Below are 20,549 nucleotides of genomic sequence, written 5' to 3' on the forward strand. Positions count from 1 at the left end.
CTCTTATATCAATTCAAATTATTTACTTAAGATTGAGGAGATTTTCAAAGTTTTGCATTGTAATGAAAGCCATCTCTTCAATTGACTTATCATATACATCACTTAAGGCTTTGGCTACATAGGGAACGTATTTTGGTTCATTAGACTTTCCTCTATAGGGCATCGGTGCAAGGTATGGACTATCAGTTTCAATCAGCACTCGATCCAATGGTACTTGCTTGGCCACATCACGCAAATCTTGTGCATTTTTAAAAGAAACAATGCCTGAAAATGACACGTAATATCCACAATCTAAGACAGCTTTTGCCGTTTCCCAATCTTCAGTAAAACAATGCAAAATACCGTGAGTAGATTTCTCTGCACGGATAATATCCACCGTATCATGCTTTGCAGAACGGGTATGTACAACCACCGGTTTTTTTACGGCTTGCGATGCGTGAATATGACGGGCAAAGCATTCTTTTTGCTCTGCAATAAAGTCTGTACTATGAAAATAGTCCAGCCCTGTTTCACCAATCGCCCAAACCTTTTCAGCTTGTGCTAATTCAATGAGATATTCTTCTGTTGCCCGAGCCATCGTTGCAGGATCTTCACATGGGTGTACCCCAACGGAATAACCTACATCGGCATGACGTGCAGCAATTTTTGAAAGTTCGATATGGTCATCTAGATCAACCGAGATACTCATAAATTTTGAGACCCCGGCTTGACGAGCCTGATCCAATGCAAGATCTAAATTACCCTCATAAGGGCTTAAGTCGAGCATGGTTAAATGGCAATGGGTATCTACAAACACAATATGTACCTACAAGTCTTCACTGTTGTAACTACATAGTGTAACTTCTACGCCCCTCAGATTTAAGCCCTGCAAGTAAACGTTCTGCTTCTGTTTTGAAATAAACGCCTTTTTCGCCGCTTAATTGAATTCCAAAGCCTTGTGGTTTAATGCCATTTTGCTTTTGCGAAATCCAAATCACTTTTCCTGTCAAAGGAATTTTTATACTTTGTTCAGGCAAAGTCGCCAATAAGAAAACCTCATCACCCATTTTCACAGCTTGCTTTGATGGTACAAATAAACCGCCACCAACGACATAAGGCATGTAGCTCGCAAAAAGTGTTTCCACATCTGGAATATTAGCGTGAACAATCCCGCCCATACGTGGTTGCATGATGTTTCCCCTTAATTAAACATTCATCAGTTTGATGCAAAGCTCATCTACGACCAGATTCCCCTGTACGTTCTGCTCGATGAACCGCTTAGACTGATGTAATTCTGTATAAATCCCAAAGAGTGTTTCGAGCGAATATTGCTCTGCCAACACTCCAAAATCCAAATCTATATTTTTTATGGATTGATTTAGCTTGACACAAATTATATCGGACAACAAGTATTCAAACATTTGACTAAAATCACTAAAACTCAGAGCTTTATTCCACTTGGTCGCAATTGCCATCGGCATGTTTTTTTGTGTCACAAGTTTTTGCCAATCTTGTAGAAACTCTTGGCGCATATTTAGCCATTCACTACTTGCCAATGAAATTGCTTGTAATGGCATTTGACTAGCTAAGTTCATGAGAACTTTGCGCTGGGTTTCACCACTATCGGGCAAATGCTGCTGTAAATATTGCTGTGATTGTTCGGGTTCAATACGATCCAATGCATAGTGCTGCATACGACTGCGAATGGTTGCCGGCAATTTCAAATAATGCTCTGCCAACAACATAATCACAATCCGCTCACCCGGCTCTTCTAGCGTTTTCAGCAACGCATTCGATGACGCAATGTTTAATGCTTCAGCGGGCTCAATCAGCACAACTCGCCAACCGTCTACGGTTTGCTGCACAAAGGGCAATAAATCACGAACTTTTTCGATTTTAATTTTGGCGTTTTGCTTTTTATTGTCTTCATCTGTGCTGATGTGGACAAAATTTGGATGTGTATCTGACTTTAACCACTGGCAACTCCCACACTCACCACATGGCTCAGTCCGCTCATCACGTTTTTGACACAGCACCCATGCAAGAAATTGTTTTGCAAATGCCTCTTTACCACAGCCTTTTTTGCCATACAAAAGCACGCCATGTCCCAGTTGTGGAAAACGGCTGGTTAATGTATTCCATGTATTTTGCTGCCAAGGGTACACTTGCGCCACAATGTCGTTTTGCATAAATCGTTAAACCTTATTCGAAGTTTGAAACATCCATTTGGTTCAAACGATCAAGGTCAGCTTGAGTGTCTACGCCCGGTGGTAGGTTCGCTTCTGCCACAGCAATGGCAATACGGTGACCATTTTCCAAAACGCGTAATTGTTCAAGGCTTTCTAATTTTTCGAGTACACCCATATCCCAAGTGACATATTCTTGAAGGAGTTTTACGCGGTATGCATAAAGACCTAAATGACGAAAAGCTTGATCATGCAAGGTTTGTTCAGCTTGCTTTGCACCATCACGGTCATACGGAATAGTCGCGCGGCTGAAATACAGCGCTTGATTGTGCTTTGACATCACCACTTTGACGATACTGTCACGTTGAAACTCATCTAGACTATGAATCGGCTCACAGAGCGTCGACATCGAACATGTCGGCTGATCTACAAGTAATTGTGCAACTTGTTTTACCAATTGAGCGGGAAGCAAAGGTTCATCACCTTGCACATTGACAATAATGTCATCACTCGCCCAACCTTTGATGCGTGCAACTTCACTTAAACGATCTGTCCCTGATGGATGCTCTGCAGAGGTCAGTACCACATCAACCCCTTCCGCACGACATACTGCTGCAATACGCTCATCATCTGTAGCGACACAAAGATCATCGAATCCTGCAACTTTTTTGGCTTGATCGACCACACGTAAAATCATCGGACGACCATGAATTTCAAGTAAAGGCTTACCCGGTAAACGTGAACTTGAAAAACGTGCAGGAATAACAATATGTTTCATAAATTAAATGCCTTCGGGAAGTTTCAGACCCAGTTTTTTCAACTGCGCATGCAAAGTTTCATAACACGCAGGTGACAACACTGCATCTACAGGAACAACCCATATTTCTCTTTTAAAATCTGGATTATTTTTGAGGATCGCTAAAATTTTAACTGCATCTTTTTCAGTGGTAATGATGGGATTGGCATCTTCAAACTGCAAATCACTCAGTTCATATTCATAATGATCTGGGAATTCATGACATTGAAATTGATGAATCCCCATATTTTCTAAGGTTTTATAAAAGCGTTGCGGAAAGCCGATACCCACCACAGCATAAAAATCTTTACTTGCATCAAATATCGTCACAAGATCTTTATTGAGCAAATAAGGCTGCGCCGCTTCTAAGTGCATATTCAGTGGAGAACTTGGATCTGCTGAATGCTCAATGACCGTTCCAGTGGCAAGGCGCTTTTTCGGTTCACGCAAATAACCTTCGGGTAATAATTTTTCATTGCCTAAACCACGGTTATTATCCAGTACGATCCACTCCAACTGACGTTGAAGCGCCCAATGCTGCAACCCATCATCGCAGATGATCAAATCCAATTCATGCTTAGATAGCAGCAACTCAATACTTTGCTGGCGATTTGGACCGACTGCCATCGGCACGCCAGTAGATTGAACGATTAAGCTCGGTTCATCACCCACGATTTCAGCCGTCGAATCTAAATCCACATAGGCCGGAAATGGTCCTTGACCACCATAGCCACGACTGATCACACCAACACGCAGCTTTAAGCTATTTAAATAACTGACCAAGTGAATGAGCAATGGGGTTTTACCACTTCCACCCACTGTGATGTTTCCAATGACCATGACTGGAATAGGCGCTTTATAACTTTGCTTAATACCTGATTGATAGAGTTTTTTATTGAGTAAAAAGCCGCCACGATAAAGCCATGACAAAGGTCTAAACACAACGAGCCACTTTGCCTGTTCATTCCAAGCATCCTGAATCAATTGTGCAAAAGACATGACTTAATTTTCCTCAAAATTACGCTGATGAAGTTGGTAATATGCACCACGTTGTGCCATCAGTTCCGCATGTGAACCTTGTTCAATAATACGCCCTTTATCCATCACCACAATACAGTCTGCATTTTCAATGGTCGATAAACGATGCGCAATCACGATCGTGGTACGATCTTGCATCGCAGCGTCAAATGCTTGCTGAATGAAAAATTCAGACTCGTTATCTAGCGCACTGGTCGCTTCATCTAAAATTAAAATCGGTGCATTTTTCAAAATCGCACGCGCAATCGCAATACGTTGACGTTGACCACCAGACAGGTTTAAACCTTGCGCACCCAATGGAGTGTCATAACCTTGCGGTAAATCCATAATAAAATCATGTGCAAATGCAGCTTTAGCAGCAGCAATGACTTGTTCATCTGTTGCATGCTCGAGTTGGCCATAAGCAATATTTTCACGCACAGTACGGTTAAACAAAACCACTTGCTGATTCACCATCGAAATCTGAGTACGCAAGCTATTGAGTTCTATGTCGTGAATATCATGCTGATCAAGCAACAATTGTCCTGAGGACACCTCTTGATAACGCACCAACAGATTGACCAGTGAAGTTTTACCTGCACCTGAACGCCCAACCAATGCAACGGTTTGCCCTGCATTCACTTTTAAATTGAAGTCATGAATCGCATGGTGACCATCGGCATAGACCAAATTAACATTTTTAAATTCGACATCGCCTTTCAAAGCAGGCTTAAGCGTGCCGTTATTTACTTCTTCAGGCATATCAAGCAATTCAAAAACTGAATAAGCTGCTGCCATGCCTCGTTGTAGTTTTTCGTTGACATCCGTCAAGGTTTTAATTGGCTTACTCAGCATACCTGCGGCAGTGATATACGCTACAAACTCACCCGCGGTTGTATCTTGTAAAATCTCTGGGCGTAGCGCGATATACATCACGATACTGAGCGCGATCGACATAATCAGCTGAACAATTGGGCTATTGAGCTGCTGCACCACAACCATTTTTAAGCCGCGGCGTAAGTTCTCCATTGAGCTTTCATAAAAACGTTTTTGTTCATAATCTTGCCCTGCAAAGCCCTTCACTACCAAGTTGCCTTGTACTGTCTCTTGCACCACATGGTTAACGTCACCCATGGTACTTTGTACTTGCATGGATAATTTACGCATGCGTTTCGACGCTTTACGGATGATCAGACCAATAATTGGGCCAAAAATCAAAATACACAGGGTTAAACGCCAATTGGTATAGAGCAAATAACCCAATAATGCGATGGTAATCAGACCCTGTTGTACAATCGTTTTCAGTGACTCAGACGATGCCGCCGTCAACTGTTCAACGTTATACATAATTTTTGCAGTGATATGACCGCTCGAATTATCTAAATAATATTGCGAAGGCAAACGCATGAGTTTTGCGAACACTTGCTGACGAATATTAAAAATTAAGTTTCGAGAAATCACTGCGGTAAAATATCCCCCCATGAACAAACCGAGTCCACGGAAGAACATCAATAAAACCACCAAGAGTGGAAATAAGGTTGTAAAGCTTTGATCTTTGTTTTGAATGGCTTCAATAATGCGCTCCAATAATTTTGCGACAGAAACTTCTGTCGCAGCATTAATACCGAAACCAAGCAAAACCAGCAGGCCGATTCCCCAAAAAGGTTTTAAATAACTTAATAGGCGTAAATAGACCTTAAAATCGTGCTTCACTAATAACCTCGAGTTGGAACTTTAGTACTGATGTTGACATTCACAAATCCAAGTTGACCTGCAACATCCATCACCCGAATCACATCTTGATGTGTTGCTTTTGCATCTGCTGCAATCACAAACATTAAATCACGACGATCATTGGCTGTCTGTTTAATTGCAGTATTCAAATCAGAGACTTCTTTACTGGCCAATGACTGACCATTGACAGAATAGTGACCTGATGAATCCACTACAACTTCAATCTTTTGATCATAGTTTTTAGGCGGTACACCCTGTGCATCTGGCAATGTCAGGTTCATTCGACTCACCTGGTTAAAGGTGGTCGAGAGCAACAAGAACACCAAAATGAACATCAAACAGTCAATCATCGGTGTAAGGTTGATATGAATATCTTCAACCTGACGACGTTTAAATTTCATGCGCAGTCTCCACTCAGCTGGCTTTCTGAATGTCCTGACTTTCTACTTCAGGTGTTTTTTTATAAAACAAAGCGGCATGAAATAATGTCGACTGCTGTTCTAACTCAGCCACATATTCCTGAACCAAACGTTGGAAATAGCGATGCGCAAATAATGCAGGCACAGCAATTAACATACCGGCAGCAGTGGTAATCAAAGCCTTAGAAATACCTGGCATCATCAACACTGGATCACTATTGGTGCCTATATCAATCATTAAGAATGCTTCAATAATACCGATCACCGTACCCAACAAACCCAGTAACGGTGCAACAGCGCTTAAAGTGCCCAAAAAGTTAATATTCTTTTCTAAATAACCAATTTCTTGTGACGCAGTCACTTCCATTTGCGCACGTGCATATCGCTCGTTTTGATCTTTACTGGCATAACCTGCGCCCAAGACACGACCCAATGTACTTTGCTGTAAAGTTGGACTTTGCTTTAACTGCTGCACTACATCTTTCACCGATGTGTTTACATTCATCATCAAATCTTTTGGCAACACCATTGATTTCTTTAAACGAATAAAGCGCTCAATGGTAATGGCTACCGTAAAGATCGAACAAATGACGAGCGGGATCATTAACCACCCGCCCGCTTTGACTAATTCCCACATTTGATTTTCCCCAATAAATCGAATTTAAAAATTATTCAGCTAGACAAATATTTAAAATGCCATCTAGCTCTTCAAGAGTATGGTAGCTAATCACCAGCTTGCCTTTCCCTTGTTTATTATGATCAATTTTCACGTCTGCACTGAAACGATCAGAGAGACGTTGTGTCAGTTGTTGAATGTCTGATGAAACAATTGGTTTAGCTTTTTGTTGTTTTGGTGCATTCAAATCACGAACAAATTGTTCGGTTTGACGTACAGACATACTTTTTTCAATCACCATTTCAGCAACTTTAAGCTGATCTTTGGCTTTTAACGTCAAGATCGCACGTGCATGCCCCATATCGAGCAAACCTTGCTGCATAAAGTCTTTGACTTGATCCGCTAAAGACAAGAGGCGTAGCAAGTTACTAATCGTGGTACGTGCTTTACCGACCGTATCGGCAATCTCTTGATGACTTAAACCAAATTCGTCATGGAAGCGTTGTAAAGCCATGGCTTGATCGATTGGGTTCAAATCTTGACGTTGAATGTTTTCAATCAATGCCAAGGCAATTGCCACTTGGTCACTCAAGTCACGAACAATGGCTGGAACTTCGGTTAAACCTGCAAGCTGAGCCGCACGCCAACGACGCTCACCTGCAATAATTTCGTAGGGATGCTTTTCATCTTCAACAGGACGAATCACGATTGGCTGCATGACACCATGCTTTTCAATCGATGCAGCAAGTTCTTGTAAATCTTGTTCTTTAATGAAACGACGCGGTTGATACTCACCACGTTTCAATAAATGCACATCAATTTGTTTTAACTGTCCATGATCTAAAGCTTTTGCTTCGAGCTGTAGTTTTTCTTTTTGGATTGAGCCGAGTAAGGCATCCAGACCACGACCTTTAGCCAGTCCGCGTTTTTTTACGGTCATGCTTTAGTTCCTTTTTTTACTTTGGTTTTTTTTAACATCTCAGCTGCCAAGTTCAAATAAGCAACTGCACCCTTCGAGCTTTTTTCAAAATAAATCACTGGCAAACCGTGCGCAGGCGCTTCAGCCAAACGAATATTACGCGGAATGACCGTGTCATAAAGTTTCTGACCGAAGTATTGTTCAAGCTCAGCAGACACATCACGTGTTAAGGCATTACGCGCATCGTACATGGTACGAAGCACACCCACGATCTCTAGATCTGGGTTTAAAGCTTGCTGAATACGGTCAATGGTTTGGGTTAGGTCAGCCAAACCTTCCAAGGCATAATATTCACACTGCATTGGAATAAGCACAGCACGTACCGCTGCAAGTGCATTGACAGTGATCAAACTTAAACTTGGTGCACAATCGACAATAATATAGTCGAAGTCTTTTTCGACGCTTGCCAATGCTTCACGTAAAATAAACTCACGACCGTCTTGATCCGCAATCGCCAGCTCAACGCCAGCTAAGTCACGGTTTGCACCTAAAACCTTATAGCCCACTTCCGCTTTATAAATAGCAGTTTCAATCGGCACTTCACCAAGTAAGACATCCGTGACTGAATACAACAAATCATTTTTTTGAATGCCCGAACCCATCGTGGCATTGCCTTGTGAATCCATGTCCACAAGTAAAACTCGTTTTTTTAATATGGCTAAAGATGCAGCCAAGTTCACAGCCGTTGTGGTTTTACCTACGCCACCCTTTTGGTTTGCAATCGCAATAATTTGAGCCATGGTAACCCCAGTCCTTTGAAAATTTTAAATACGTTTAAGAAAAATTAAATGACGCTGCTCATCAAGTCGTGGAACTTTTAATGCAACGATATCAATCTTGAAATCACTTTTCAGTGTTTCAACTTCTTCTTCAGGAATTAAGCCTTTCATCGACGCAATAATACTTTGCTCATGCATATACGGTTTAGACGCATCCACAAAATCGGTTAACGATGCAAAAGCACGACTGGTAATCACATCAAACTGACCCAGTTCATTAATGCTGTCTTCATTTTCGACACGTGTTTGTACCGCAATGACATTTTTTAGTTTTAAGTCAGCAATAAATTGTTTTAAGAATCGAATTTTTTTACCGTTGGCATCTAAAAGCACACATTCACGTTCAGGCTGACACAGTGCAATGATCATGCCCGGCATGCCACCACCCGTACCGATATCCAATAAACGACCTGCAGGCAAATCATTTAGGATACTTAAGCTATCCAATAAATGCTTAACCAACATTTCTTTAGGATCACGAATAGCGGTCAAGTTATACGCTTTGTTCCACAGCACTAGGGCATCTTGGTATTTCAGCAATAGATTTAATGCTTCTTCACTCAAATCTAAGCCAAGCTTTTGACTACCTTGCTTTAAGTCTTGAAAAAAAGGATGCATAAAGAAGACATCTCAATAAAAATTAACTGAAGTATACCGATTTCTAAGCCGTGGAACAGTAGCTAACGCTTAGCGAATATGCACTTAATCGTACATACCTTGGCGAATCTGTAGATCTAGATCACTTAAACGCTCAGGTGTGCCAACATCAACCCACGCAGTTTGCATTTTCTCTGCAGAAATTTTTCCATCCAACATGGCTTGTTTCAATAATGGTGCGAGCGGACGCTTACCCGCTTCCAATCCATCAAACATGTTTGGCTGTATAACTGCGATCCCGCTATAGGTGAGTGCCTCGCCTGTATGTTCTTGCTCAAAGGTATAACTACGCCCTGCATCCAAGATAAAATCACCCTTTGGATGTTGCGTTGGGTTAGTCACATAGACCAAGTGTGCCAAGTCATCTTTTAGCTCAACATTGAGCAAGGCTGAAAAATCGTAGGTCGTCCAAACGTCACCATTGACTAAAATAAACGGTTCTGTTCCAAGCAAAGGTAAGGCATTAATAATACCACCGGCTGTTTCCAAGCCTTCTGCTTCACGTGTCCAGCGAATATCCACACCAAACTGCGAGCCATCGCCCAAAGTACCAATCAATATATCTGCAAGCCATGCAGAATTGATGATGATTTCAGTTACGCCAATTTTTTTTAGCTTTTCTATATGCCAAACAATCAGTGGTTTTCCACCCACTTCAAGCAACGGCTTTGGCTTATACAATGTTAAAGGGCGCATCCGATTTCCGAGACCCGCCGCTAAAATCATGGCTTTCATTATGCAACAACCTCATAAGTGCCGTATTTGGCTTCAAATTTCGGCAATACTTTAGCCTGAATAAATTGCATAAAAGGTTGTAATTCTGCATACGGTTTACTTTCTTCGAGTAAATACCACATCACGCGCGGCAAATCTTTGAGATAACCCGACTTACCATCACGCTCAAATAAGCGCACAAAAATACCTAAAATTTTGATATGACGTTGAATCGCCATGAGGTCTGCGTCTTGTTTGAATTGCTCAAAGCTACGACCTTCTTTTGCCGATGAAGGTAGCAAATCATAGAACGTTTTAAACCATGCATAAACGCGATCTGCATTCCACTGCACATAAGCATCACGTGTAATAGAAATCAAATCATAAGTATCTGCACCAATCACAGCATCTTGGAAATCAATCACGCCCTGATCTTGCTCACCATCTAGTACCATCAAATTACGGCTATGAAAATCACGATGCACAATCACTTGAGGCTGAGCCAATGCAGCATTGGCTAAGATAGCAAAGGTACGTTTAATGAGTGCCGATTCTTCTACAGTTGGTTGTACCTGTAAAGATGGCAACAACCAATCCGTTAACAGCTCCATTTCAGAAATCAGCTTTTCATAGGCGTATGCAGGAAAATGAGCAGTACCATCAATTGACTGTAATTGAATCAACTGTTTAAAACTTTGAGCATAATGTGCGTCTACTGTTTGATCATTCAACAACGTGGACAATAAAACATCACCAAAATCTTCTAACAATAAGAAGCCTTGATCGAGGTCTTTGGCCATGATATGTGGTACACGCACGCCATGTGCATCAAAAAATTCATCAATCGACACAAAAGGACCACAATCTTCTTTTTCTGGTGGTGCATCCATGAGCATAAATGTTTTATTATTCAATTTGATTCGTGCATAACGACGGAAGCTTGCATCGCCTGCTAAGAAGTTAATTTCAAATTGATCTGAACCGAGTACAGATGAAATCCATGTTTGTATCAATTGTTCACGTTGTGTATTCATTTGCGATAAATTCTAATACAGGCTGAGTTTTTAAAGTGCTAAGTGTAGCTACTTATCAACTTTTTCTCTATGATGCGACAATAATTAATTGCGATTAAGCATACCTGGTTAATGAGACAAATGAAGCATCAGTTTAAATTTAATCCTTTAGCGACTGCGATCTTAACCCTTCTATGTGGTAGCTCGTTACCAAGCTATGCAGCACCTGTTTCAAACCCGTCCACGGATGACGATACAGAACAACTCAAACAAAGCATTTCAGAAGCTTATCCTGGGCAGCAGTTCTTCGAACAATATTATGTCGATAAGTCTGCACCTGAAGCACAGATTCGCAACACCAATCAATTAAGTTCTGCATTTTGTACTGGCACGTGGATTACCCCTGTTGCGCCAACGACAAAAGCGGTCGCACCTGAAGATGCAACCTCTACCATTACCGCTGACTATGGTCATTTTGACCCGAATGGCGACTCCATTCTTGAAGGTAATGTTCTGATTGACCAAGAAGGTCGTCAAATTCGTGCCGATCAAATCAAAATTGATAAAACCCAAACCTACGCCAATGCTTCTGGCCGCGTGCAAATGGCGCAGTCTGGGCTAATTTCTCAAAGCGATTCAATTGATTACAATTTAAAAACCCAACAAGGTGATTTAAATAACAGTTTCTTTATTGCTGAACAGCAGCATGCGCATGGTCGTGCTGAAAAAATTTCGCGCACTTCAACAGAAACCCTAGAATTAGAAAATGCGGTTTATACCACTTGTCCACCCGATGAAAAACCAACGTGGAAAATTCAAGCAGACAAAATTAAGCTGAATCAAGAAACTGGCCGCGGTGAAACCAAAGGTACAACATTATATGTAAAAAACGTACCTGTGATGGCTGTGCCCTATTTCAACTTCCCGATTGATGACCGTCGTACCACTGGTATTTTGACCCCGAGCTTTGGTTTTACCAATGACGGTGGTATTGAGCTTGCAGTACCTGTATATTTAAACCTTGCGCCAAACTATGATGCTACGGTAACACCACGTTATATTGCAGACCGTGGCGCAATGATGGAAGGTGAATTCCGTTATTTGACCAAAAACTTTGGTTCAGGGATGGTGTGGGGTGGTTATTTACCATCCGACCAAAAGTATGACGATCAAGATCGTAAAGACTTACATTTCCTCCATAACTGGAAAATTAACGATCAATTCACGACAAATTTAGAATATAACTATGCATCTGATAAAGACTATTTCTCAGATCTCAATAATAATCCAAACTCAAAAACTGACCTGAACTTACGCCGTGCATGGGAACTCAATTATAAAAATGGTATCCCCGGCCTAAAAGCACAGCTTAAAGTTGAAGACTTCCAAACTCTAGATAAAACCGTCAGTGATGAAGACCGTCCGTATGCGCGTTTGCCGCAATTCCTACTGAACTACAAGACTGGTAATCCGCTCGGCTTACAGTACGAATTTAACAACGATACAGCATATTTTAAAAAGAATCTGCGTGGCGATAATATTCCGCAAAACAATGGTGATGCGACAATGTATGAGCCAAGTGGTGCACGTATTTATAACGACTTTAGTGTGCGTTATAACTATCGTAACCCATGGTCTTTTGTAATTCCAGAAGCAACGATTCGTAACGTAAACACGATTTACGATCAAGATACTGTTGATCGTGCCAATACAAATAACAATCACTCTAGTAGTGAAAGTAAATCGGTCATTGTACCGCAATTTACTTTAGATGCGGGTCTTGTGATGGAGCGCGAAGGTCGTTATCTACAAACTTTAACGCCACGTTTCTTCTACGCGTATTCTCCATACAAAAACCAAGACACTAACCCAAACTTTGACTCAACCACAGCATCAATTAACTATGACCAGTTGTTTAGCCCGCGTCGTTTCTACGGTAATGACCGTTTAGAAGACAACAACTTCGCATCTCTAGGTTTAAGCTATAGTTTATTTGATGATGTTGGTCTTGAGCGTTTAAAAGCCAGCGTTGGTCAAAGTTTCTATTTTGAAGACCGTCGTGTCACACTGAACAACGTCTCTGATAAATTTGATACCGAACGCCATACCGGCCCTGTCGTGAGCATTTCTAGCCAATTATCTGACAGCATCAGTGTCAATGCCAATTCAGCATGGATGGCGAATGGTGATAATGCTCAGCGCGATATTCAAATGTATTACACAGGAAATAAAGGCAATTTATACAATGTCGGTTATTTCTATCGTAAAGACATTCCTAATCGCCAAGACAGCTATGACCAAGCAGTAGCATCGTTTATTCAACCTATACACAATAACTGGCGTATTATTGGTCATGCACAATATGACCTCGACAACAGTATTGCGCGTGAATATTTACTTGGTGTGAACTACGAGTCATGCTGCTGGGGTGTTTCAGTTTATGGTCGTTCGTACTATAACGATTTAGATGATGTAACATCTTCAGATGTTAAACCAAAACGTGCCATTATGGCGGAGTTCACTCTAAAAGGTTTAGGTGGCTTCAACAATAAATTAACCTCTTTGCTTGAAAACCGAGTGTTGGGTTTTAACAATATTAATCAATCTTGGACAGAACGTTAATGAAGACAAAACAGTTAAAACAAATTTTTAAAGCGTCAGCCTTGGCACTTTGCATATCGACTTCTGTATCTGTATTTGCTGCTGCGCAACCTAAAGATGAAATTGTAGCTGTCGTTGACAATAGCGTGATTCTACGTAGTGATCTTGATCAAAGCATTGCCGAGATCACTCATCAATTTCAAGCAAAAAAACAAACCGTCCCACCGACTGAATATTTGCAGCAACAAGCTTTAGAACAGCTGATTTCGCGCCAAGCACAGCTTGAACAGGTTAAACGATATAATGTCAAAGCGGATGAAAAATCGCTCAATGAAGCCGTACTTAAAGTTGCAAAAGACGCCGGCTCTCCAAGCTTAGAAGCATTTCAGCAAAAATTAGATGCTGTTGCGCCAAATACCTATGCAGGTTTACGTGCACGCATCGCTGAAGACATCGCTTTACAACGTCTACGCCAACAGTTGGTCACTTCTCGCATTCAAATCAGTGACCAAGATGTGAAAAACTTCTTAAGCTCACCACAAGGTCAAGCAGCACTAGGTAATCAAGTTCATGTCTTACATGTACGCGTTGCTAGCAGTGATAATGCCGTTAAAATCGCGGAAGACATTCGTAAAGAACTTGCAGCAAGCAACGATGTAAAAGCAATTACTAGCAAATACAGCACCAAAGACATTAAAGTTGACGGTGCCGATATGGGCTTCCGCAACTTATCTGATATTCCAGATGAACTTGCTGCACGTGTAGCACCTTTGCAAGTTGGTCAAACCACTGAACTAATTTCAGTACGTGATGGCGTTCATGTTTTAAAATTGGTCGACCGTAAAAGTGGAGAACAAAAAGCCATTGTTCCTCAATACCAAACTCGCCATATCCTGATTCAACCATCTGAGGTCGTGAGTCCTGAAAATGCCAAGCAAATGATCGACAACTTGTATAATCGCCTGCAAAAGGGTGAAGATTTTGCGGTCTTGGCTTCAACGTTCTCGAATGACACTGGTTCTGCTGCCAATGGTGGTAGTTTAGGTTGGGTTAGCCCAGGTGTGATGGTTCCAGAATTTGAAGCAATGATGAAATCAACAGCGAAAGGTGAAATCAGCAAGCCTTTTCAGTCACAGTTTGGTTGGCACATCCTTCAAGTGACCGATACACGTCAACAAGATATGACACATGAAGTACAAGAACGTATGGCCCGTCAGATTTTAGGTGAGCGTCAATTTGACACTGAACTGGACAGCTGGTTACGTGAAATTCGCAACAATGCCTATGTTGAAATTAAAGATCCTACTCTAGATCGTAAAAAGAAATAAGTGAATAAACAAAAAACCAGCTTCGGCTGGTTTTTTTATGTCGATTCTTATCATCATTCAGCACTTTAGTAATTATTACATACCCTTTGTGAAAACAATCTACTCTTTTATAGGCAAAAAAAACCTCCCATTTGGGAGGTTTTTTTAATTCAATTAACGATTGTTGTTTTCGTCGTCTTGAGCATCTTCAAATTTAGTTTCGCCATCAAAACCAGCATTTTGACCGCCGAAACCACTTTGACCACCGAAGCCACCTTGACCACCAAAGCCACCTTGAGAGCCAAAACCACCTTGACCACCGAAGCCACCTTGACCACCGAAGCCACCTTGACCACCGAAACCACCTTGACCACCGAAGCCACCTTGGCCACCGAAGCCACCTTGTTGACCGCCGAAGCCGCCTTGTTGACCACCGAAGCCGGCAGCGCCTTGAGCACCAGCAGGAGCACCAGCAGGACGTGGGTTACGTGCTGGAACAACAGTTGAAATAGCATGTTTGTAAACCATTTGGCTTACAGTATTTTTTAATAAAACAACGTATTGGTCGAAAGATTCAATATGACCTTGTAATTTAATACCGTTGACAAGGAAGATCGACACAGGAATACGTTCTTTACGGAGAGAATTTAAGAACGGATCTTGTAAAGTTTGACCTTTAGACATGTTATAACTCCAAAAAATAATAAAAATCAGCGCAAAAGCTACCTTTACTTTTCAATTAAAAATTATCAAAAAGGTAGTCTGTAAATTTTGCTTTATCCGTAGCACTTTCGCAAGTCTTCTTGAGCCTGCTGCGCAGTTAAATATGTAGTAAATTTATGCGTTTCTTGCAAAGATCTTAACCAAGTATATTGACGTTTTGCAAGTTGTCGTGTTGCAAAAAGTGCCTTATCCTCCATTTCACGCTGTTTTTCGCTACTTTGATCACTATTTTTCAAAAAATCTAAAGCTTGACGATATCCAACTGAGCGCATAGAGGGTAAATTTTCATCTAAATCGTATTTTTCAATGAGAGCTTTCACTTCATTTAAAAATCCAATTTCCCACATTATTTTTAGACGTTGAGCTATACGCTCATGTAATTCTAATCGGTCTGGCAATAATGCGTAATTATGAAAATTGTAACGGTATGGTACGTTTTTAGGTTGCTCAGCTTGTAACTGCGTAATGGGTTTACCTGTTAATTTAAAAACTTCGAGCGCACGAATGATCCGTTGCTTATCACTCGGTTTAAATTTTTCACCTGCCAATGGGTCGACATTGCACAATTCTGCATATACAGCATCCCAACCTTGCGACTCAGCTTTGGCTTCAATTTCAGCACGTACAGCATAGTCTGCACTTGGTAAATTTGAAGACAACCCTTCCAATAAAGCTTTGTAATACAACATCGTACCACCGACTAAAATCGGTGTTTTACCTCGGGCATGCATATCATCAATCAGCACACAGGCATCTTCCACAAAGTTCGCTGCCGAATACACTTCTAGCGGACTGATAATATCAATCAAATGATGTGGATATTTCTCCAACTCAGCTTTACTCGGCTTGGCCGTACCAATATCCATATCCTGAAAAACCAAAGCAGAATCGACAGAAATTAATTCGAATCCACCTTGCTCGTATAACTCACATGCCAAGGCGGTTTTACCGCTTGCAGTTGGTCCCATTAAGTTGATGACCGGCAATTGATTTGACATGTAAAACTACTCTCCCCGAGCAAAAAGTTTATCTAGCTGTGCCAATGGAAACGCACGCCACGTCGGACGTCCATGGTTACATTGGCTGGCAAATTCAGTTTGTTCCATCTGACGCAGTAATGCATTCATTTCAGATAGACTTAAAATACGGTGTGCGCGTACAGCGCCGTGACAGGCCATGCCTGCCAATATTTGATCCCGCTTTTGTAGCAACCCTGCAACCTGATCACTTGGGTCTAAATCATTTAATAAATCTGGAATCAACGCATCAAAGTCTGCTTTATGCAAAATGGCAGGAACACCACGAACAATGACTTGCTCATCGCCATATTGGTCTATTTCTAAACCTAGGCGTGCCAATTGTTCTTTGAGCTCATCGACGCGCATCGCTTGCATCCGACTGATACTGACGACTTTAGGAATCAGCAATTGCTGTGATGTCCAAAACTCAGGTTTATCCCAAGCCGTTTTCATTTGTTGTAAAACAATGCGCTCATGCGCAGCATGCATATCAACAATGATTAAACCTTCGGTGTTTTGGGCCAAAATATAAATACCATGCAATTGCGCAATGGCAATCCCCAAAGGATGCTCATCGACTTTCTGCTGAATATGTTCAGCCAAAGAAGTATCAGGATCATTTGTAGACTCAGTTTGACGTAAAGGCGCTAAATAACTTTGCAATGCATTATTGAGCTGTCTGGAACCCGCTATATTTGACTGATATCCGGCGCTATTGATCGATACATTTGAATTTTGCTGTGTATCCCCTTCTTGCCCTGTTGACGCATGATTTGACGCATATTGCACAGCAGTTGGCGAACTAAAATCAGTAAGCCCGCCTGCGATCTCTGGACTGACAAAATTTGTGCCTTGCTCTGCAACTGGCTGAGGTTGATGTAATGAAAATTGTTCCTGATGACGCGGCTGCGGAATAATATTTTCGTGTGCCTGCCCATCAAGTTTCATTGCAGATGACAATTCGGCGGTCGCGGTTTGAAATTGCGCTAATGTCGATTTGGCAAAATGACGAACAAACTCATGTACTTCACGTTGATTTAGAAACCGAATTTCATGCTTGGTCGGATGCACATTCACATCGATATTTTCAGGATCAACTTCCATAAATAACAAATAAGCCGCATGTTGATGTCCATGCAAAATACCGTCATAGGCCATGCGAAGTGCATGTGAAACTGTCTTGTCTTTTACGATACGTCCATTCACATAGACATATTGCATATCGGCTTGTGCACGTGCATCTGAAGGATGACCCAACCAACCGCTAAGACGCATATTGACGCTATCAGCATCCATCCAGTACGCATTTTCAGTGAATTGACGGCCTAATAATTGTTGCACCCGCTGAAAACGGAGCGCGCCACTGTCTGCAATTGGCAAGTTCAGCTTAATACTATTGTTATGTTCAAGGACAAAACGAATATCAAAATGGGTCAGTGCCAAACGACGGACAATTTCTTCGATATGTCCAAACTCAGTCCCCGGTTTTTTGAGGAACTTACGCCGTGCAGGCACATTAAAAAATAAATCTTGCACACGGATGGTGGTGCCTTGCGTCGCTGCCACAGGTTGAATTTCTTGCGAATCAAATGCGGTACCATTTACTTCGACCTGATAGCCTACACCGTCATCATTTTGGCTACTGGTCAAAGTCAAACGAGACACCGCAGCGATCGAAGCCAAGGCTTCCCCACGAAAACCTAGACTTACAATGGCATGTAAATCTTCAGCAGTTTGGATTTTACTGGTGGCATGGCGCATGACCGCCAAAGGTAAATCTTCAGGATGGATGCCCCGACCATTGTCTATAATTTCAATCAGTGTACTGCCGCCTTGTTCAATACGAACAATCAGCTCAGTCGCCCCTGCATCAATGGCATTTTCCAGTAATTCTTTGACCACAGAAGCGGGACGTTCAATCACTTCCCCTGCGGCAATTTGGTTGGCTAAGGCAGGATCAAGCGTTCGAATGCGGCGGGCACTGATTTCATTCAGCATGGTTAAATTTTTGCTCCAAAGCGTTTTGCAAAGTTTCTGAAGAAGAGCTTAAAGTCGCTTTACGGGTGGTTTCATCCGCAGACTTTTCAATATTAATAATTAAATCAGCCGCAGGGATTTCGTCGCCCCCTTTAGACGGCCATTCAAATAAAAATAGGGCGTTCTGCGTTTCTAAATAATCACGGATACCCATAAGCTCAAGCTCATAAGGGTCATTCAGACGGTATAAATCAAAATGAAAAATATCTTGTCCTTGAATATTGTAAGGTTCAACCAATGTATAGGTTGGACTTTTTACCGCACCTTGATGACCCAAGTGTTGTAAAAAATAACGTGTTAACGTGGTCTTTCCTGCACCCAAGTCACCAATTAAATACGCTACACCCGTCGTAAAATGCGTCGCCAGTACGGTAGCTAAGTTTTGGGTATCGACTTCACTATTAAGTTCCAGACTGAATGAATACTGCATATTACTCACAACATGTACATAAGAATTAAATATGATAGCATCGCACTGGCTAAAATGGATATGTTCACACTATAGATTGAGCATTTTTCATGATGTGTTCTCTGCTTTATTTGCTCAGTTTTTAGATCTTTCTTCATGCACAGTTTTGAATTTACTCCCCCAATGATCAATGGTGTTAGTGCCAGCAAAGTCTTCCTTGACGGTCAACACACACAAGCCTCTACCGTCTATGCATATTTGTGTGAGCAATTTCCTCATATCCAAGCAGTGGAGTGGCAACAACGATTTAAGGATGGTTTAGTCTATGCTGCAGATGGTGACGCTTTAACGATAGACAGTCCTTTTGAAGCAAATCGTCATGTTTATTATTATCGATTCTTAGCGCATGAAATCCATGTTCCCTTCGAGCATCAGATTTTATTTGAAAATGATCATTTCATCGTGGTCGATAAACCGCATTTTCTCACCATGAGTCCGACCGGTCAGTATGTACAAGAAACCTTGTTGGTTCGACTCAAAAAACAAACGCAGCTTGAACACCTAACACCGATTCATCGTTTAGATCGTGAAACTGCCGGCCTAGTTCTCTTCTCCAAATGTGTCGAAAGCCGTGGGCTATATCAACAGATGTTTGCCACTCGAAACGTTCAAAAAACCTATCATGCCATTGCAGCTTATCGAGATGAATTAAATTTCCCAATCACAACTCGCTATCGCATGGAAAAAGGTCAACCTTTTTATACAATGCAAATAGTAGATGGTGAACCTAACAGCGAAACCTTCATTCAGCTGATCCAGCAGCATGGAAACCGCGCTAAGTATGAATTAAAGCCACATACCGGCAAGCAGCACCAACTCCGTGTGCATTTAAATGCTTTGGGCATTCCAATTCAAAACGACCCCTTTTATCCAGTAGTGCAACATAAGGCAGAGGATGATTTCAGCCAACCTTTACAACTACTTGCGAAACATCTTGAGTTTATCGATCCTGTGACAGAGCAGGCTTTTCAATTCAGTTCTGCCTATGAATTGACACTGTAAATCGATTGTCATTACATTAAATTGATAAAATACTGCCGAACATTCTTGAATTTATGATAGTTTTGATTAGAATAAATGCGAAAAGTTAAGTATTTTAAAGCTTTCTAAGAATATGAGAAAAACTGAAGTCTACCAAATCCGCCTCGATTCACAGGAAAAGAAACAGGCCTTTGCCGTGTTTAAACAATTAGGCATTACACCTGCACAGGCTGTACGTCTATTCTTTAAACAAGTTGTTTTAACCAAATCGATCCCCTTCTCTATTGAAAACCAAAATATCAATATTGAACAATTGATTAAGTTACGTAAATTAAAACAACAAGAAGCCCAAGCCATTTCAACCACTGAAATTAGCCCTGCGGAATTAGAAATTTTAAATAATGATCCATTATTAGATGATGATCATCTCGACTTGTTTGAAGAACTCAATGCAATTTTGGGTGAAGGTGACAAAACTTAACACTGTCGCATTTATAAACAATTTATAAATCAACCAATTTCG

The 20,549-nt window shown here is 41.3% G+C and carries 21 protein-coding genes; 4 read left to right on the forward strand and 17 right to left on the reverse strand.

Features of this window, described 5'->3' with window-relative positions:
• Positions 1-22: 22 nt before the first annotated feature.
• The 13 genes from FTU37_RS05475 to FTU37_RS05535 all read right to left on the reverse strand — a co-directional run bounded on the left by FTU37_RS05475 (position 23) and on the right by FTU37_RS05535 (position 10,910).
• On the reverse strand, positions 23-796 hold the full coding sequence (locus tag FTU37_RS05475) for a TatD family hydrolase (protein ID WP_180054571.1): 774 nt from the start codon (positions 794-796) through the stop codon (positions 23-25).
• A 31-nt stretch (positions 797-827) separates the two neighbouring features.
• Positions 828-1,169 carry a PilZ domain-containing protein gene (locus FTU37_RS05480; RefSeq protein WP_111885061.1) on the reverse strand — a complete coding sequence of 114 codons (342 nt, stop codon included), beginning with the start codon at positions 1,167-1,169 and terminating at the stop codon, positions 828-830.
• Positions 1,170-1,184: 15 nt separating this feature from the next.
• Positions 1,185-2,168 (reverse strand): DNA polymerase III subunit delta', encoded by a 984-nt coding sequence (locus tag FTU37_RS05485; protein WP_180123944.1) that lies wholly within the window; start codon positions 2,166-2,168, stop codon positions 1,185-1,187.
• 13 nt (positions 2,169-2,181) lie between these two features.
• A complete protein-coding gene (kdsB, locus tag FTU37_RS05490; RefSeq protein WP_078188952.1) occupies positions 2,182-2,943 on the reverse strand; it encodes a 3-deoxy-manno-octulosonate cytidylyltransferase in 762 nt (253 codons plus the stop codon).
• Between the two features lie 3 nt (positions 2,944-2,946).
• Positions 2,947-3,960, reverse strand: a complete 1,014-nt coding sequence (lpxK, locus tag FTU37_RS05495) for a tetraacyldisaccharide 4'-kinase (protein ID WP_180123945.1) — start codon at positions 3,958-3,960, stop codon at positions 2,947-2,949.
• Between the two features lie 3 nt (positions 3,961-3,963).
• Entirely contained in the window at positions 3,964-5,691 is a 1,728-nt protein-coding gene (gene msbA, locus FTU37_RS05500) for a lipid A export permease/ATP-binding protein MsbA (protein ID WP_180123946.1), read from the reverse strand.
• Positions 5,691-6,113, reverse strand: coding sequence for a biopolymer transporter ExbD (locus FTU37_RS05505; RefSeq protein ID WP_180123947.1), 423 nt, complete (start codon positions 6,111-6,113; stop codon positions 5,691-5,693). Before FTU37_RS05505 ends, msbA begins: the two co-directional genes overlap by 1 nt.
• 13 nt (positions 6,114-6,126) lie before the next feature.
• Entirely contained in the window at positions 6,127-6,768 is a 642-nt protein-coding gene (locus FTU37_RS05510; protein WP_180123948.1) for a MotA/TolQ/ExbB proton channel family protein, read from the reverse strand.
• 31 nt (positions 6,769-6,799) lie between these two features.
• Positions 6,800-7,687: a ParB/RepB/Spo0J family partition protein gene (locus FTU37_RS05515; protein ID WP_111885065.1), complete on the reverse strand. Its 888-nt coding sequence runs from the start codon at positions 7,685-7,687 to the stop codon at positions 6,800-6,802.
• Positions 7,684-8,466 carry a ParA family protein gene (locus tag FTU37_RS05520; protein WP_078188958.1) on the reverse strand — a complete coding sequence of 261 codons (783 nt, stop codon included), beginning with the start codon at positions 8,464-8,466 and terminating at the stop codon, positions 7,684-7,686. Before FTU37_RS05520 ends, FTU37_RS05515 begins: the two co-directional genes overlap by 4 nt.
• 24 nt (positions 8,467-8,490) lie before the next feature.
• Entirely contained in the window at positions 8,491-9,123 is a 633-nt protein-coding gene (gene rsmG / locus FTU37_RS05525; RefSeq protein WP_168378887.1) for a 16S rRNA (guanine(527)-N(7))-methyltransferase RsmG, read from the reverse strand.
• 84 nt (positions 9,124-9,207) lie between these two features.
• Positions 9,208-9,897: an N-acetylmuramate alpha-1-phosphate uridylyltransferase MurU gene (gene murU / locus FTU37_RS05530; protein WP_180123949.1), complete on the reverse strand. Its 690-nt coding sequence runs from the start codon at positions 9,895-9,897 to the stop codon at positions 9,208-9,210.
• Entirely contained in the window at positions 9,897-10,910 is a 1,014-nt protein-coding gene (locus FTU37_RS05535; protein WP_180123950.1) for an aminoglycoside phosphotransferase family protein, read from the reverse strand. Before FTU37_RS05535 ends, murU begins: the two co-directional genes overlap by 1 nt.
• Positions 10,911-11,030: 120 nt before the next feature.
• Here FTU37_RS05535 and FTU37_RS05540 point away from each other — a divergent pair, with 120 nt between their 5' ends.
• The gene (locus FTU37_RS05540) at positions 11,031-13,511 is read left to right on the forward strand and encodes an LPS-assembly protein LptD (protein ID WP_180123951.1); all 2,481 of its coding nucleotides are present in this window, start codon (positions 11,031-11,033) and stop codon (positions 13,509-13,511) included.
• Complete coding sequence (locus FTU37_RS05545) at positions 13,511-14,818, forward strand: peptidylprolyl isomerase (protein ID WP_168378883.1); 1,308 nt, start codon at positions 13,511-13,513, stop codon at positions 14,816-14,818. The genes FTU37_RS05540 and FTU37_RS05545 overlap by 1 nt, the downstream gene beginning before the upstream one ends.
• Before the next feature lie 153 nt (positions 14,819-14,971).
• On the opposite strand, the gene hfq is transcribed toward FTU37_RS05545, so the two are convergent.
• From hfq to tsaE, 4 genes are all read right to left on the reverse strand, one after another.
• Positions 14,972-15,481 (reverse strand): RNA chaperone Hfq, encoded by a 510-nt coding sequence (hfq, locus tag FTU37_RS05550; RefSeq protein ID WP_168378882.1) that lies wholly within the window; start codon positions 15,479-15,481, stop codon positions 14,972-14,974.
• Positions 15,482-15,573: 92 nt separating this feature from the next.
• Positions 15,574-16,518 carry a tRNA (adenosine(37)-N6)-dimethylallyltransferase MiaA gene (gene miaA / locus FTU37_RS05555; protein WP_168378881.1) on the reverse strand — a complete coding sequence of 315 codons (945 nt, stop codon included), beginning with the start codon at positions 16,516-16,518 and terminating at the stop codon, positions 15,574-15,576.
• Positions 16,519-16,524: 6 nt separating this feature from the next.
• Complete coding sequence (mutL, locus tag FTU37_RS05560) at positions 16,525-18,537, reverse strand: DNA mismatch repair endonuclease MutL (protein ID WP_168378880.1); 2,013 nt, start codon at positions 18,535-18,537, stop codon at positions 16,525-16,527.
• On the reverse strand, positions 18,527-19,006 hold the full coding sequence (gene tsaE, locus FTU37_RS05565) for a tRNA (adenosine(37)-N6)-threonylcarbamoyltransferase complex ATPase subunit type 1 TsaE (protein ID WP_168378879.1): 480 nt from the start codon (positions 19,004-19,006) through the stop codon (positions 18,527-18,529). Before tsaE ends, mutL begins: the two co-directional genes overlap by 11 nt.
• Before the next feature lie 135 nt (positions 19,007-19,141).
• Here tsaE and FTU37_RS05570 point away from each other — a divergent pair, with 135 nt between their 5' ends.
• Together FTU37_RS05570 and FTU37_RS05575 are read left to right on the forward strand one after the other, a co-directional pair.
• A complete protein-coding gene (locus tag FTU37_RS05570; RefSeq protein ID WP_168378878.1) occupies positions 19,142-20,047 on the forward strand; it encodes a pseudouridine synthase in 906 nt (301 codons plus the stop codon).
• A gap of 112 nt (positions 20,048-20,159) precedes the next feature.
• A complete protein-coding gene (locus FTU37_RS05575) occupies positions 20,160-20,507 on the forward strand; it encodes a type II toxin-antitoxin system RelB/DinJ family antitoxin (protein ID WP_078189014.1) in 348 nt (115 codons plus the stop codon).
• The last annotated feature ends 42 nt before the right edge of the window (positions 20,508-20,549 follow it).

The sequence above is a fragment of the Acinetobacter sp. YH12097 genome (assembly GCF_013419225.1).
GTDB lineage: Bacteria > Pseudomonadota > Gammaproteobacteria > Pseudomonadales > Moraxellaceae > Acinetobacter > Acinetobacter amyesii.